We start from the raw sequence: 13,838 nt of genomic DNA, 5'->3' as shown, positions 1-13,838 counted from the left end.
AAGGCAGTTGGAAGGTCAACGTCACTCTGCCGCCTCCCGCTGGTTCTCGGCAATCCGGCGCTCAATCTCAGGCCGGAAGTGCTTGATCAGCCCCTGGATCGGCCATGCCGCCGCGTCGCCCAGCGCGCAGATGGTGTGGCCTTCGACCTGCTTGGTCACCTGCTGAAGCATGTCGATTTCCTCGACCGCCGCATCGCCGGTGCGCAGGCGTTCCATCACGCGCCACATCCAGCCGGTGCCCTCGCGGCACGGGGTGCACTGGCCGCAGCTTTCGTGCTTGTAGAAGTAAGAGAGGCGGGCAATCGCTCGGACGATATCGGTGGACTTGTCCATCACGATCACCGCCGCCGTACCGAGGCCCGAGCCGACGGCCTTGAGCCCGTCGAAGTCCATCGGCGCGTCCCAGATCTCCGCCGCCGGCACCAAGGGCACCGAGGACCCGCCGGGGATCACCGCGAGCAGATTGTCGCGACCGCCGCGAATGCCGCCGCAGTGCTTCTCGATCAGCTCGCTGAACGGGATGCTCATCGCTTCCTCGACCACGCAGGGCTTTTCGACATGGCCGCTGATCTGGAAGAGCTTAGTGCCCTTGTTGTTGTCGCGCCCGAAGCTCGAAAACCACGCCGCACCTCGCCGCAGGATCGTCGGCGCGACCGCGATGCTCTCGACATTGTTCACCGTCGTCGGGCAGCCATAGAGGCCCGCGCCGGCCGGGAATGGCGGCTTGAGGCGCGGCTGGCCCTTCTTGCCCTCGAGGCTCTCGATCATCGCGGTCTCTTCGCCGCAGATGTAGGCGCCCGCGCCGCGGTGGACGAAGACGTCGAAATCATAGCCCGAACCGCAGGCGTTCTTGCCCAGCAGCCCCGCCTCGTAGGCTTCGGCGACCGCGGCAAACAGCGTCTCGGCCTCGCGGATATATTCGCCGCGAATGTAGATATAGGCCGCCCGCGCGCGCATCGCATAGCCTGCCACCAGCGCGCCCTCGACCAATTTGTGCGGATCGTGGCGGATGATCTCGCGGTCCTTGCACGAGCCCGGCTCGCTCTCGTCGGCATTGATGACGAGGAAGCTCGGACGCCCGTCCTTCGATTCCTTGGGCATGAACGACCACTTCATGCCGGTGGGGAACCCCGCCCCGCCGCGCCCGCGCAGGCCGCTCGCCTTGATCTCGTCGATGATCGCGTCCTGCCCGCGCTCCATCAGGGCCTTGGTGTTGTCCCAATCGCCGCGCGCCTGCGCCGCCTTCAGGTTCCACGGCTGGTAGCCGTAGAGGTTGGTGAAAATCCGGTCCTTGTCAGCCAGGCTCACAGAGCGCCTCCAGAAACACGCACCACACTCGTCATTGCGAGCGTAGCGAAGCAATCCAGGGCGGCAGTGCGCAGCGCTCTGGATTGCTTCGTCGCTTCGCTCCTCGCAAAGACGAGGCAACGCATTGCAGGAACTTCAGCGAGCATCGTTCGCTCCGTTCTTCTTCGGCGCATCGCCGCGCGTCGCAAAGGCGATCAGCACTGCGGCAACGGCAATCGCCCAGCTTCCCAGCGAGCCGTCACGCGCCAGATCGAGGAGCCCCAGCCCCATCAGCACCGCACCCACGGCAATCAGGATCTGATTGAGGGCCATCACCATTCCCCCCGGTAGTCGTGATTGGCCTCGGCCATCGCCGTCAGCGTGCTGAGCGCGCCCACCGGCTCGACCGTATGGCGCCCCGGCAGCTGTGTGCCCGTCTTGGGCTGCTTGCCCGCCGCCAGTTCATCGAGGATGCGCGTCATGTCTGCCGCGGTCAGGTCCTCGTAGTTGTCGTCGTTGATCTGGACCATCGGCGCAGAGGCGCAGTTGCCCATGCATTCCACTTCGGTCAGCGTGAACAGGCCGTCCTCGGTCGTGTGGCCCTTGTGAAGCCCGCGCGCCTTGCACGCCGCCATGATGTCGTCAGAGCCGCGCAGCATGCACGGCGTCGTCGCGCAGACCTGCACGTGGAACCGGCCGATCGGCGCGATGTTGTACATCGTGTAGAACGTCGCGACTTCGACCACGCGGATGATCGGCATGTCGAGCTCTTTGGCGACATACTCCATCACCGGAATCGGCAGCCAGCCTTGCGTGTTCTCTTCCGCGCCGACCTGACGCTGCGCCAGATCGAGCAGCGGCATCACCGCCGAGCGCTGCCGCCCCGCAGGATAGCGCGCGATGATGTCCTTGGCCTTCTCGGCGTTTTCCGCCGTCCAGGCAAAGCTGCCCCAACGCGCCCGGAGCTCGGGGGTATCAGGTTCGATATGACGGTCAGCCATCAGCGAATGAACTCCACGCGAGAGCACTTCTCGCCTTCGAAAGAATAGACCGCGACGACGTCGAACGGCTCGACCAGCGCCGAACCGTCGGCCGCAGGCCCGCGCGTCACGTGTTCGCGCATCAGCACGTAGTTGCCGATGGCCAGCGCGTGCGTGATCTCGGCATGGTTCTGCGGCCAGCGCGCAAACGCGGCGGCAAGGCCCGAACGCGTGCCCTCCTTGCCTTCGCGCACGACATCCCCGCGATAGTTCGCCTCGCAGGCATCGTCGGTCATGTACGAGACATACGTGTCCACATCCTGAGCATTGTACGCGGCGATCATGGCCGTGGCGGTGGCGAGTTTGCTCACCGGTCGCACTCCCCGAACACCACGTCGATCGCGCCCAGAATGGCGGTCGCGTCGGGCAGCATGTGGCCCTTCGACATGAAGTCCATCGCCTGCAGGTGGCTGAACGCCGTCGGGCGGATCTTGCAGCGATACGGCTTGTTCGAACCGTCCGAGACCAGATAGACGCCGAATTCGCCCTTGGGGCTTTCGGTGGCGACGTAGACTTCGCCCGTCGGCACGTGGAAGCCTTCGGTGTAGAGCTTGAAGTGATGGATCAGCGCTTCCATCGATTGCTTCATTTCGCCGCGCTTGGGCGGCACGACCTTGCGGTCGCTGCTGGAGATCGGGCCTTCCGGCATCTCGGCCAGGCACTGCTTCATGATCCGCGCAGACTGGCGCACTTCCTCGACGCGGACCATGAACCGGTCGTAGCAGTCCGAGCGCGTGCCCACCGGAATCTCGAAATCCATCCGGTCATAGACATCGTAGGGCTGGCTCTTGCGCAGGTCCCACGGAATGCCCGCCGCGCGGATCATCGGGCCGGAGAAGCCCCAGGCAATCGCGTCCTCGCGGCTCACAATCGCGATATCGACGTTGCGCTGCTTGAAGATGCGGTTGTCGACCACGAGGCTCATCGCGTCCTCGAACAGTTGCGGCAGGCGGGTATCCAGCCAGTCAGCAATGTCGGTCAGCAGCTTGAGCGGCACGTCCTGGTGCACGCCGCCGGGGCGGAACCACGCCGCATGCATCCGCGCGCCCGAAGCGCGTTCGAAGAAGTTGAGGCAATCCTCGCGGATCTCGAACATCCACAGGTTCGGCGTCATCGCGCCGACGTCCATGACGTGCGAACCAAGGTTCAGCATGTGGTTGCAGATGCGCGTCAGCTCGGCGAACAGCACGCGCAGATACTGGGCGCGCAGCGGCACCTCGATATTGAGCAGCTTCTCGATCGCCAGCACATAGGAGTGCTCCATCGCGAGCGGCGAGCAGTAGTCCAGCCGGTCAAAATAGGGCAGCGCCTGCAGATAGGTCTTGTGCTCGATCAGCTTCTCGGTGCCGCGATGCAGCAAGCCGACATGCGGATCGATCCGCTCGATGATCTCGCCGTCCAGCTCCATCACCATGCGCAGCACGCCGTGAGCCGCCGGGTGCTGGGGCCCGAAGTTGATCGTGTAGTTGCTGATGACCTCGTCGCCGGTGGTCGGCGACTGTTCAAGGCTCAGGCTCATGCTCGGTCCTCCCCGTTTTCGCGGAGCGCAAATGGGGAGGTGGCAGCACGAAGCGCTGACAGAGGGGTAAAGACCCCACCACCACCCACTGCGTGGGCGGTCCCCCTCCCCATTTGTCCTGCGGAAAAATGGGGAGGACAAAGAAGAGACACAGCGCTCACGCCTCGTCCTCCTTCTTCTTGCGAGTCCGCTTGGGCTTCTCGGCCGCAGCCTCACCCTCGGCGGGCGCAGCCTTCTTCGCGCGCGGTTTCTTGGCCGGTGCAGGTGCCTCGTCGGTCACGACCGGTGCCGGTTCATCCTTCACCGGTTCCGGCTCAGGCGCGGGCGGCGGAGGGGGTGGCGGCGGCGGAGGTGGCGGCGGCGGAGGAGGCGTCGCAGCCTTCTCGTCACCCGGCAGCACGTAGTCTGCGCCTTCCCACGGGCTCATGAAATCGAACTGCCGCAGGTCCTGCGCCAGCTCGACCTTCTCGTAGACGACGCGCTTGTCTTCTTCCGAATAGCGCAGCTCGACATAGCCGGTCAGCGGGAAGTCCTTGCGGAACGGGTGCCCCTGGAAGCCGTAGTCCGTCAGGATGCGGCGCAAGTCCGGGTGCCCGGCAAACAGCACGCCGTACATGTCGTAGACTTCGCGCTCGTACCAGTTAGCGTTCGGCCACAGCACCGTCGCGGTCGGTACCGGCGTCGCCTCGTCGGTCGAGACCTTGACGATCAGGCGGTGGTTCTTCGTGAGCGAAAGCAGACAGTAGACCACCTCGAAGCGCTCGGCGCGCGAGGGATAGTCCGCGCCCGCGATATCCATCAGCTGCTGATACTGATGCGTGTCCCGCAGCGCCTTGAGCGCCTCGATCACCCGCTCGCGCACGACATGGATCACGATCTCGCCATGCTGCTCGCGCGCGGAGACGACCATATCGCCCAGTGCGGCGGTCAGCGTCTCTAGCACTCCGTCGAATGGAGCGTAGCGGGGGGCGGAATGATGCACGGTCATCTCTGCAGGGCCCCTCAGCGCTCGATCGTTCCAACGCGGCGGATTTTCCGCTGCAGCTGCATCACGCCGTAGAGCAGCGCCTCGGCGGTTGGCGGGCAGCCCGGCACGTAGATATCGACCGGCACGATCCGATCGCAGCCGCGCACAACCGAATAGCTGTAGTGGTAATAGCCGCCGCCATTGGCGCAGCTGCCCATCGAGATGACGTACTTGGGGTCCGACATCTGGTCGTAGACCTTGCGCAGCGCAGGGGCCATCTTGTTGCACAGCGTGCCTGCCACGATCATCACGTCCGACTGGCGCGGGGAAGCGCGCGGGGCGACGCCGAAGCGCTCCATGTCATACCGCGGCATGTTGACGTGGATCATCTCGACCGCGCAGCAGGCGAGGCCGAAGGTCATCCACCACAGCGAGCCGGTGCGCGCCCACTGGAACAGCTCCTCGGTGCCGACGACAAGGAAACCCTTGTCCGAAACCTCGGCATTGAGGCCGTCAAAAAAAGCCTGATCCGGCGCGGTCGGCAGGCCTGCCGCAGTCGCCGGGATGATCGAAGAGTTGGCCGCAGAGGGTGACATTGTGCTCATTCCCAGTCCAACGCCCCTTTCTTCCACGCGTAGATGAAGCCGATGATCAGTTCGAACAGGAACAGCATCATCGTGCCCCAGCCAGCCCAGCCGCTTTCTTTCAGGCTCACCGCCCAGGGAAAGAGGAACGCCGCTTCAAGGTCGAAGATGATGAACAGGATCGCGACAAGGTAGAAGCGCACGTCGAACTGGCTGCGCGGGTCCTCGAACGCGGGGAAGCCGCATTCATACTCGCTCAGCTTCTCGGCGTTGGGGTTGTGCGCCCCAGTCAGCCGCGCGACGCCCATCGGAAGGAACACGAAGGCGCAAGAAAGCGCGAGCGCGATGCCGAGAAAGATGAGGATCGGCAGGTATTGCGAGAGATAGGGCAGTTGCTCGGCCAAGGGATTGACTCGCCTGTTTCCAATGCCCCGCGCCCTAGTCCCGGGCGGGATCATGTGCAAGTGCGGCATGACCCGATGAGGCTCAAAATCCAAGCTTTTGTCTGTGGATGGCTTGCTCTGCCCCGGTTTTCAGTGCCGTTCGGGGGTGCACGCGGATGATCAAGGCGTAATAATGATTTGCAATATCAAAGCCCCTGCCACAGGTACACCGGCCAAGCCGCTGCGGCCAGCAAGGTCCCCAGCGGCAGCATCGTGTCGGGCGCGATGCGCCGACCCACGCGGTGAAGCACGGCGGCGACCGCCAGCCCGCCAAGGCTCGCCACCAACAGCGTGTGGATCACCCCCAGCGGCCCCAGCCAGAGCCCGATCGCGCCGAGCAGCGGCGGATCGCCCCCGCCCAGCCCCTCGCGCCCGCGCCAGGCCAGATAGCCCTGCCCTAGCAGCCATAGCGTCGCAAAGCCGAAGACACCGCCTACCATGGACTGGACGAGGATCATGACGTCTCCGGTCCAAGAGGTCATCACGAGCGCGAACAGCGCACCGCTGGCTGCCAGCAGGGCGGATAGCTTGCGCGGCAGCCACATGTGGCCGAGGTCCAGCAGGGCGAGTAGCAGGAGTTGCCAGCCGAGCAGCATTGCCCAGACCGGAAAAGGGCTGAGGCCCATTGCCACGGCGCCGATCAGCGCACCGCCCAGCTCCGCCGCCAGCTGCCAGCGGTTGATGGCCGAGCCGCATGCCCGGCATTTGCCGCCCTGCACAACCCAGGAAACCACCGGGATCAGCTCGGCCGGCGTCAGCGCCTTGCCGCAGCCGTCGCAGGCCGAACGTCCGGTCAGCACCGACCGCCCTTCAGGCAGGCGCACCAGCGTCGCGCCGATGAAACTGCCGATCACGGCACCCAGCACCGCGGCGGCAAGGATCAGCATACCTGTCATGCCGCCAAGTCCCCGGCCCTTCCTCTCATCGACCGCGTCCCCGCGAATTGAATTCGTGCGCCCCGACGGCTACATGAAGGCAAGCCCCGGGACCGCACAGCGTCCCTAGCACAGGAATCGCCCCTATGGTCCAGTTCTCCGCCGCAGATCCCGTCGTCATCCTGTCGTTCGCGCGCACGCCGATGGGCGCCATGCAAGGCTCGCTCGCCGATGTCCCCGCGACCCAGCTTGGCGCCACCGCGGTGAAAGCCGCGGTCGAGCGCGCCGGCATCGCGGGAGACAAGGTCGAGCGGCTCTATATGGGCTGCGTTCTCCCCGCCGGTCTTGGCCAGGCCCCTGCGCGTCAGGCTGCGATCCACGCGGGCCTGCCGACTTCGGTGCAGGCCACCACAGTCAACAAGGTCTGCGGCTCGGGCATGCAGGCGCTGATCATGGGCGCCGAGGCGCTTGCCTCGGGCAGCATCGACATAGTTGTCGCGGGCGGCATGGAAAGCATGACCAACGCGCCCTACCTCCTCAAGAAGCACCGCTCGGGCGCACGCATCGGCCATGATACCGCCTATGATCACATGTTCCTCGATGGCCTTGAAGATGCCTACGAGCCCGGCCGCGCCATGGGCACCTTCGCGCAGGACACCGCCAACGAATACCAGCTGACGCGCGAGCAGCAGGATGCCTACGCGATCGAATCGCTCCGCCGCGCGCAGACCGCAATTGCCGAAGGCGCCTTCGTCGCCGAAATCGCACCGGTAAAGGTGGTCAGCCGCAGTGGTGAAACCGTGGTCGATACCGACGAGGCCCCCGGCAAGGGCAAGCCGGACAAGATTCCGGCCCTGAAGCCTGCCTTCGCCAAGGACGGCACGATCACCGCCGCCACGTCGTCCTCGATCTCGGACGGTGCCGCCGCGCTCGTCCTCACCCGCGCCAGCGTCGCCGAAGCCGATGGCCTGAAGCCCGTCGCCCGCGTCGTCGCCATGGCCGCACATGCACAGGCACCCAAGGACTTCACCACCGCCCCGGTCGGCGCGATCACCAAGCTGCTCGAGCGCGCGGGGTGGAGCGTGGCTGACGTCGATCTGTTCGAAGTGAACGAGGCGTTCGCCTGCGTCGCCATGTTCGCGATGCACGATCTTGGCATCCCGCATGAGAAGATCAACGTCCACGGCGGCGCCACCGCGCTCGGCCACCCGATCGGCGCTTCGGGCGCACGCATCGTCACCACGCTGATCGGTGCTCTCCAGCGCCACGGCAAGAAGCGCGGCGTCGCCAGCCTGTGCATCGGCGGCGGCGAGGCCACTGCGGTCGCAGTCGAACTGATGTGAACGGATAGAGGGGAAGATAGGGCCCAAATACCGGAACGGGCCCTATTCTTCCCTCAATCAGCGCCCCACACTGCGGCTTTCGCCACAAACCCGCGCCGCCCGTCGATATCGAACTTGCACCACGCCGGGCCGCAATCGCCCAGTTTGCCCGTAACGCCCGGCTCCGCACGCCACAGCAGCCGGCCCGTGCCATCGGCGTTCTCGCGGATTTCAGCCATGCCGCCTTTGACCGTCGCGCTGCGGGTGCGGACGAGAAACTGAGACAGCATCCAGCCCCGCGCGCCGTCGATATCCTCGACCAGTCGCCACCCGCCAATCGTGCGCAAGACTTTCATCGGCAGCCCGGCGCGCATGTAGACCCAGCTGATGCGGTATTCACGCCCCGGGCCCACGCGCAGGTTCGCCGGCTGGTTGCGCAGCGAGGCCCAATAAGGGGCATTGTCCTCGTCCGCCGCTTGCGCCGGAGCTGTCGCGAAAAGGCCGGGCACGGCCGCCAGTGCCAGAAGGAAAGCAAACGGGGTTACGGACCGGGGCACGACCAACCTTCCTCCATCAACACGGCCAAAACACATTGTTGCGATACAGCATTCGCAGCGCTCGGCAACCGGGTGCTTGACCGAGCGGCGATTGGCGGCATAGCGATAGTACATGCCCGCTGCCAACCAGAGCGACTATCGGCCCACGCGCCGGATCGAAGGCCGCCCCCGCGTCTTCGTCACTCGCCGCCTGCTGCCCGAGACCGAGGCACGCATGGCCGAACTGTTCGACGCCACGCTTAACCCTGACGATCGTCCGCTCTCGGCCGATGAGCTAAAGGCTGCAGTGCAGGACGCTCATGTCCTTGTTCCCACGGTGACGGACCGGATCGACGCTGAACTGATCGCCGCCTGCGGCCCACAGCTTGGCCTCATCGCCAGCTTCGGTGCGGGGACGGACCACATCGACCTTTCGGCGGCGCGTGCGCGGAAAATCCTCGTCACCAATACTCCCGGCGTCTTCACCGACGATACGGCGGACATGACGATGTCGCTGATCATCGCAGTCTCGCGCCGCCTGGCCGAAGGTGGCCGCGTGATCCGCTCGGGCGACTGGGCCGGCTGGGCGCCGTCCACGCTGCTTGGCCACCGCATCAGCGGCAAGCGGCTCGGCATCATCGGCATGGGCCGCATCGGCCAGGCAGTTGCGCACCGCGCGCGCGCGTTCGGGCTCGAAATCGTCTACAACAACCGCCAGCGCCTGCCCGAAGCGTTCGAGCGCATGGTCGGCGCGCGCTACGAGCCCGATCTCGACACCCTGGTGCGCGAGGCGGACATCGTCACGCTCCACTGCCCTTCTACACCCGAAACGCATTTCCTGATGGATGCGCGCCGCATCGCGTTGATGAAGCCCGAGGCCTATCTCGTGAACACCGCCCGCGGCGACGTCGTCGACGAGAACGCACTGATCGAGGCGCTGCAGGCAAACCGCATCGGCGGTGCCGGGCTCGATGTCTTCGCGCACGAACCGAAGATCGATCCACGCCTGCTCACGCTCGGCAATGTCTCGCTCTTGCCGCACATGGGCAGCGCCACGTTCGAAGGACGCACCGCCTCGGGCAGCAAGGTCATTGCCAATATCCGCTTCTGGGCCGACGGCCATCGTCCGCCCGATCAGGTACTTGAAGGCTGGGCATAACCGCAAAGAAGCCAGCCCGGGAGAGAGACAGAACAATGAAAAAGGCTTTTGCGATGGCCCTTGCGGCCAGCGCCCTCACTCTGCCCGGGCTGGCCCATGCCCAGGTGACCGAGGCACTTGATGTAGGCGACAGCGGCGATACCGCGTGGCTGCTCGCTTCGTCCGCGCTCGTCCTGCTGATGACGCTTCCGGGCCTCACGCTGTTCTATGGCGGACTGGTGCGCGCCAAGGGCTTCCTTGCCGTTGCGGTGCAGATCGGCGCCATTGCGGCAATGGCCTCGCTGCTCTGGATCGCGGTGGGCTACACGCTTGCGTTCGGCCCGGTCTCCAGCGGCTGGATCGGCGGCGGGTCAGCCTGGATGCTGCTCGTACTCGGCAATGTCCGCGAAGGCACTGCCGTCCCGGAAAGCGCGTTTGCGCTGTTCCACATGATGTTCGCCGCGATCACGCCCGCGCTCATGGTCGGCGCATGGGTCGACCGCGCGCGCTTCGGCTGGGTTATTGCCTTCACCGCGCTGTGGAGCCTTATTGTCTATGCCCCTGTCGCGCACTGGGTCTGGGGCGGCGGCTGGCTGGCGAGCCGCCTCGGCACCATCGATTTTGCCGGGGGCATAGTCGTCCACACCACCGCAGGCGTCTCGGCGCTGATTGCCGCCCTGCTGATCGGCAAGCGCACCGGCTTTCCCAAGATGCAGATGCTGCCCCATTCGCCCGCACTCACCATGGTCGGCGCAGCCATGCTCTGGGTCGGCTGGTTCGGTTTCAACGGCGGCTCGGCGCTTGCCGCTACCGATGATGCCGCCTCCGCCATCATCAACACGCACGCCGCCGCAGCCGCCGCAGCGCTCGCATGGCTGCTGATGGACAAGATCAGCATCGGCAAGCCGACCTCGGTGGGCTTTGCTACCGGCGCGGTCGCGGGCCTTGCCGCAGTTACGCCGGCGGCGGGCTATATCGCACCGGGCGCGGCCATCCTCTTCGGCCTTGGCGCCGCGGCGCTGTGCTACCCGATGATTCTCCTCGTCAAGCGCCGCCTCGAGATCGACGATTCGCTCGACGTCTTCGCGGTCCACGGTGTGGGCGGCATGTTCGGTGCGATATTGCTGGCGGTGTTCCTCGAGCCCTCGCTCGGCGGCACCGGCTATGGCGAGGGCATGAGCCTCTTGCGCCAGCTCTTCGCGCAAGGCGCAGGCGTTGGCATCGTGGCGGCATGGAGCGCACTTGGTACGGTCATCTGCGCGCTTGCGGTCTCGATGGTCATCCCGATGCGTGTAACCGAGGACGAGGAGCGCGAAGGGCTCGACTTCTCCAGCCACGGAGAACGCGCCTGGGAGTTCGAGTGAGGTGAGCGGGCGCAAGGCCAAACTCGCCGCCTTCATCGAGGCTGTGTGGAACCGGGGCGATGCCGCTGCCGTGCCTTGCTATCTCGCAGACGCCTACACCATCCACCACGATCCCGGCGATCCGTGGGAAGGCCGCACGCTCGACCCCGCCGCCTTCACCGAGCGCCTGCTGCAATCGCGCGCGCCTTTCCCCGACCAGCGCTTCACCGTGCTGCGCATGGCTGCGGACGCCGATTCGGTGATCATGACCTGGACCTGGGCCGCAACCCACCTCGGCGACTTTCCCGGCTTCCCCGCCACCGGCCAGACGATCCGCATGTCCGGCGCGACGGCCTACGGCTTCAATGCGGACGACCGCCTTACCGGCCACTGGCAAATCGCCGACCGCCTCGGCGTGTTCCAGCAATTGCAGGCGAACCGGGGCTGAGTTGGTCGGAGACTCGCGCAAAGGGCGGAGAGAGAGTCTGGCTCGCCAAAGGACGCGAAAATCCGGAAAGAAGGTTTCGCGGAGAGACCGCTGAGTTGTCCGACTTTCGGCGCAGCCGCTATGCGAGCCGTGCAGCGTTTCGATCATCTCGAGTGATTTCTTGGCGGTCCCTGCGATCACGGCACGAACGAGAAAAAAGGACCCGGCGCTACCCCAATTCCTCGCGCAAGATCCGCAAGATCTCCGCCACCGCCCCGCGCGCGCTTGCCAGTTCGAAGTGCTTGTAGGGCACCTCGATCACCCGGTCCGATTGCCCCGCCTCGCCCGCCGCGCAGTGCGGCGCCACGATCCCGTCACGCGCCGACCAGACCGCGACCGTGCGCACAGACGGCTTGGCGCCCGGGTCCTCCGCAAAAGGCGGCTCGTCTACCTTGTGGTTGTTGAGCGCTTCATAAAGCCGCCAGGCGTTGTTCGCGCGCCGGTCGCCGGAAAAGGGCGAGCCGAGCGTCAGCACCAGCCGACACGCTTCGGGATGGCGCTGTGCCAGCACCCGCGCAAAGAGCCCGCCAAGGCTCCAGCCGATCAGCACCACCGGCTCGCCCGAATGCGCCGCCAACTGGCAGAGCCGCTGTTCCAGCCGCGCGATCTCGGCAGGCCGGGCTCCGGTATTCATCCCTTCTTCCCAGCCATGCGCGTCGAAGCCGGCGGCCTTGAGCGAGGCGCGCAGCAACGCGGTTGCGCGGTCGGCCGACATCATGCCCGGTATCACGATCACCGGCCGACCCCGCCCGAATGGCGCAACACGCACCGGCGCGCGGAAAGGCGCGGCGTGGATCTTGGGCAGAGCGAGGAATTCCAGCGCCCAGCGCCAGCGCGGCGGAGCCCCGGTCATGGCAGCGCAGGGCCCATCCCCACAGGCTCAATCGCCCGTGAGAATGCGGTCCACCAGCTGCTTCACAGTGGGCGTGAAGTTGTTCGAATAGAACGGGTCCTGCTTGAAGCGGTAGGCCGCGTGTCCGGCGAACATCAGGTTCTGGTCGATCGGTCCGCCGTGCGCGATGTCCTGCAGCGTCTTCTGAATGCAGAAGCTGCGCGGATCGGCCAGCCGTCCGGTGGTATAGTCGTCGTGGTCCTTCCACGAGGAGAACCCGCAGTGCGAGAGGCAGCCCATGCAGTCCTTCTGGTCCTGCTGGATCTCCTCACGCTCCGCCGTTGTCACGAACACCACCGTATCGTCAGGCGTGCGCAGCGCATGGACAAAGCCCGCGCCGTGCCAGGTGCGCGCCCGGTCGCGGTCGGCAGGCGTGACCCAGAAGTTCTTGCCCTTGACGCCGACGTCGAGCTGCACCGTGTGCTCGCCCGCCGAAACCTTGGAATAGGGGACCTGCCGCTCCGAGCGTGCCTCCAGCGCGCGCAGATAGGGGTTGCGCACCGCAGAGGAATAGAAGCCGGTGGGCGAGAAGCGGTGCAGCAGCACGTCGCCCGGCTCGAGCGTGCGCAGATGCTCCTTCCACGCCAGCGGGATCGGGCTTTCCTCGGTCAGCAGCGGACGCGTGCCGAACTGGAAGGCGATGCCGCCGAGCTCGGGATTGTCGATCCAGTTTTCCCACTCGCGCAGGAACCAGACGCCGCCCGCCATCACGATCGGTACGCTGTCGGGCAAGCCCTCGGTGCGCATAACATCGCGCAGCGCTTTCACGCGCGGATAGGGGTCTTCGGGCTTCCTCGGATCCTCGGCATTGGAAAGGCCATTGTGCCCGCCGGCAAGCCACGGATCTTCATAAACCACCGCGCCGAGAAGATCCGGCACCTTGTGATAGGCCCGCTTCCACAGCGCCCGGAACGCGCGCCCTGAAGATACGATGGGCAGGTAGTTCACCCCGTACCGCGCCGCGATCTCGGAGAGCTTGTAGGGCATGCCCGCACCGCAGGTCACACCGGCGACGAGGCCGCGAGTCTTCTCCAGCACGGCTTCGAGGATCGGCTGCGCGCCGCCCATTTCCCATAGCACGTTGATATTGATCGCGCCCTTGCCGCTGGCCAGATCATAGGCGCGGCGCACCTGCTCGACCGCGCCGTCGATGGCGTAACGGATGAGCTGCTCGTGGCGTTCCTTGCGGGTGAGCTGGGCATAGACCTGCGGGACGATCTTGCCCGTTGCGTCATAGCTGTCGGCATTGACCGCGCTGACCGTGCCGATGCCCCCGGCCGCAGCCCACGCGCCCGAGCTCATGTGGTTGGTCGCGGCCACACCCTTGCCGCCCTCGATAAGGGGCCACACTTCGCGGCCGCCATATACGATCGGCTTCAAACCCTTGAACGCAGACATTTTCTTC

General features: G+C 65.8%; 16 protein-coding genes. 4 read left to right on the top strand and 12 right to left on the bottom strand.

Going from position 1 to position 13,838, the window contains the following annotated elements:
- Positions 1–21 precede the first annotated feature (21 nt).
- From nuoF to WCL10_RS09380, 9 genes are all read right to left on the bottom strand, one after another.
- Positions 22–1,308: an NADH-quinone oxidoreductase subunit NuoF gene (gene nuoF, locus WCL10_RS09420; protein ID WP_336895373.1), complete on the bottom strand. Its 1,287-nt coding sequence runs from the start codon at positions 1,306–1,308 to the stop codon at positions 22–24.
- 135 nt (positions 1,309–1,443) lie between these two features.
- Complete coding sequence (locus WCL10_RS09415) at positions 1,444–1,620, bottom strand: hypothetical protein (RefSeq protein ID WP_336895372.1); 177 nt, start codon at positions 1,618–1,620, stop codon at positions 1,444–1,446.
- Entirely contained in the window at positions 1,620–2,288 is a 669-nt protein-coding gene (locus WCL10_RS09410; RefSeq protein WP_336895371.1) for an NAD(P)H-dependent oxidoreductase subunit E, read from the bottom strand. Before WCL10_RS09410 ends, WCL10_RS09415 begins: the two co-directional genes overlap by 1 nt.
- Positions 2,288–2,638 (bottom strand): nuclear transport factor 2 family protein, encoded by a 351-nt coding sequence (locus tag WCL10_RS09405; protein ID WP_336895370.1) that lies wholly within the window; start codon positions 2,636–2,638, stop codon positions 2,288–2,290. Before WCL10_RS09405 ends, WCL10_RS09410 begins: the two co-directional genes overlap by 1 nt.
- Complete coding sequence (locus tag WCL10_RS09400; RefSeq protein ID WP_336895369.1) at positions 2,635–3,846, bottom strand: NADH-quinone oxidoreductase subunit D; 1,212 nt, start codon at positions 3,844–3,846, stop codon at positions 2,635–2,637. The genes WCL10_RS09405 and WCL10_RS09400 overlap by 4 nt, the downstream gene beginning before the upstream one ends.
- Before the next feature lie 157 nt (positions 3,847–4,003).
- Entirely contained in the window at positions 4,004–4,834 is an 831-nt protein-coding gene (locus tag WCL10_RS09395; RefSeq protein ID WP_336895368.1) for an NADH-quinone oxidoreductase subunit C, read from the bottom strand.
- A gap of 14 nt (positions 4,835–4,848) precedes the next feature.
- Positions 4,849–5,409, bottom strand: a complete 561-nt coding sequence (locus tag WCL10_RS09390) for an NADH-quinone oxidoreductase subunit B family protein (protein WP_336895367.1) — start codon at positions 5,407–5,409, stop codon at positions 4,849–4,851.
- Between the two features lie 5 nt (positions 5,410–5,414).
- A complete protein-coding gene (locus WCL10_RS09385; RefSeq protein WP_336895414.1) occupies positions 5,415–5,789 on the bottom strand; it encodes an NADH-quinone oxidoreductase subunit A in 375 nt (124 codons plus the stop codon).
- A 197-nt stretch (positions 5,790–5,986) separates the two neighbouring features.
- Positions 5,987–6,736 carry a prepilin peptidase gene (locus WCL10_RS09380; RefSeq protein WP_336895366.1) on the bottom strand — a complete coding sequence of 250 codons (750 nt, stop codon included), beginning with the start codon at positions 6,734–6,736 and terminating at the stop codon, positions 5,987–5,989.
- Positions 6,737–6,861: 125 nt separating this feature from the next.
- Here WCL10_RS09380 and WCL10_RS09375 point away from each other — a divergent pair, with 125 nt between their 5' ends.
- Complete coding sequence (locus WCL10_RS09375) at positions 6,862–8,058, top strand: acetyl-CoA C-acyltransferase (protein WP_336895365.1); 1,197 nt, start codon at positions 6,862–6,864, stop codon at positions 8,056–8,058.
- A gap of 53 nt (positions 8,059–8,111) precedes the next feature.
- Here the strand turns inward: WCL10_RS09375 and WCL10_RS09370 are convergent, their stop codons facing one another.
- A complete protein-coding gene (locus WCL10_RS09370) occupies positions 8,112–8,594 on the bottom strand; it encodes an SH3 domain-containing protein (RefSeq protein WP_336895364.1) in 483 nt (160 codons plus the stop codon).
- Positions 8,595–8,706: 112 nt separating this feature from the next.
- Between WCL10_RS09370 and WCL10_RS09365 the strand changes: the two genes are divergently transcribed.
- Genes WCL10_RS09365 through WCL10_RS09355 form a run of 3 tightly spaced genes read left to right on the top strand, consistent with a single transcriptional unit; the run spans position 8,707 to position 11,502 of the window.
- A complete protein-coding gene (locus WCL10_RS09365; RefSeq protein ID WP_336895363.1) occupies positions 8,707–9,732 on the top strand; it encodes a D-glycerate dehydrogenase in 1,026 nt (341 codons plus the stop codon).
- 35 nt (positions 9,733–9,767) lie between these two features.
- On the top strand, positions 9,768–11,075 hold the full coding sequence (locus WCL10_RS09360) for an ammonium transporter (protein ID WP_336895362.1): 1,308 nt from the start codon (positions 9,768–9,770) through the stop codon (positions 11,073–11,075).
- Position 11,076: 1 nt separating this feature from the next.
- The gene (locus WCL10_RS09355; RefSeq protein ID WP_336895361.1) at positions 11,077–11,502 is read left to right on the top strand and encodes an ester cyclase; all 426 of its coding nucleotides are present in this window, start codon (positions 11,077–11,079) and stop codon (positions 11,500–11,502) included.
- A gap of 208 nt (positions 11,503–11,710) precedes the next feature.
- Here WCL10_RS09355 and WCL10_RS09350 read toward each other — a convergent pair whose 3' ends face one another.
- Together WCL10_RS09350 and WCL10_RS09345 are read right to left on the bottom strand one after the other, a co-directional pair.
- A complete protein-coding gene (locus tag WCL10_RS09350; RefSeq protein ID WP_336895360.1) occupies positions 11,711–12,394 on the bottom strand; it encodes an alpha/beta fold hydrolase in 684 nt (227 codons plus the stop codon).
- Between the two features lie 27 nt (positions 12,395–12,421).
- The gene (locus WCL10_RS09345) at positions 12,422–13,831 is read right to left on the bottom strand and encodes a nitronate monooxygenase (RefSeq protein WP_336895359.1); all 1,410 of its coding nucleotides are present in this window, start codon (positions 13,829–13,831) and stop codon (positions 12,422–12,424) included.
- Between the last annotated feature and the right edge of the window lie 7 nt (positions 13,832–13,838).

The organism is Novosphingobium sp. (genome assembly GCF_037133355.1).
Lineage (GTDB): Bacteria > Pseudomonadota > Alphaproteobacteria > Sphingomonadales > Sphingomonadaceae > Novosphingobium.
This window is presented reverse-complemented; position numbering and strand designations above follow the sequence as displayed.

What these genes read in the sequence shown, in the direction of transcription:
- WCL10_RS09415 (WP_336895372.1), bottom strand. Translation starts at nt 1,620, where the DNA reads ATGGCCCTCAATCAGATCCTGATTGCCGTGGGTGCGGTGCTGATGGGG.
- WCL10_RS09410 (WP_336895371.1), bottom strand. Translation starts at nt 2,288, where the DNA reads ATGGCTGACCGTCATATCGAACCTGATACCCCCGAGCTCCGGGCGCGT.
- WCL10_RS09400 (WP_336895369.1), bottom strand. Translation starts at nt 3,846, where the DNA reads ATGAGCCTGAGCCTTGAACAGTCGCCGACCACCGGCGACGAGGTCATC.
- WCL10_RS09395 (WP_336895368.1), bottom strand. Translation starts at nt 4,834, where the DNA reads ATGACCGTGCATCATTCCGCCCCCCGCTACGCTCCATTCGACGGAGTG.
- WCL10_RS09390 (WP_336895367.1), bottom strand. Translation starts at nt 5,409, where the DNA reads ATGTCACCCTCTGCGGCCAACTCTTCGATCATCCCGGCGACTGCGGCA.
- WCL10_RS09380 (WP_336895366.1), bottom strand. Translation starts at nt 6,736, where the DNA reads ATGACAGGTATGCTGATCCTTGCCGCCGCGGTGCTGGGTGCCGTGATC.
- WCL10_RS09375 (WP_336895365.1), top strand. Translation starts at nt 6,862, where the DNA reads ATGGTCCAGTTCTCCGCCGCAGATCCCGTCGTCATCCTGTCGTTCGCG.
- WCL10_RS09365 (WP_336895363.1), top strand. Translation starts at nt 8,707, where the DNA reads ATGCCCGCTGCCAACCAGAGCGACTATCGGCCCACGCGCCGGATCGAA.
- WCL10_RS09360 (WP_336895362.1), top strand. Translation starts at nt 9,768, where the DNA reads ATGAAAAAGGCTTTTGCGATGGCCCTTGCGGCCAGCGCCCTCACTCTG.
- WCL10_RS09350 (WP_336895360.1), bottom strand. Translation starts at nt 12,394, where the DNA reads ATGACCGGGGCTCCGCCGCGCTGGCGCTGGGCGCTGGAATTCCTCGCT.
- WCL10_RS09345 (WP_336895359.1), bottom strand. Translation starts at nt 13,831, where the DNA reads ATGTCTGCGTTCAAGGGTTTGAAGCCGATCGTATATGGCGGCCGCGAA.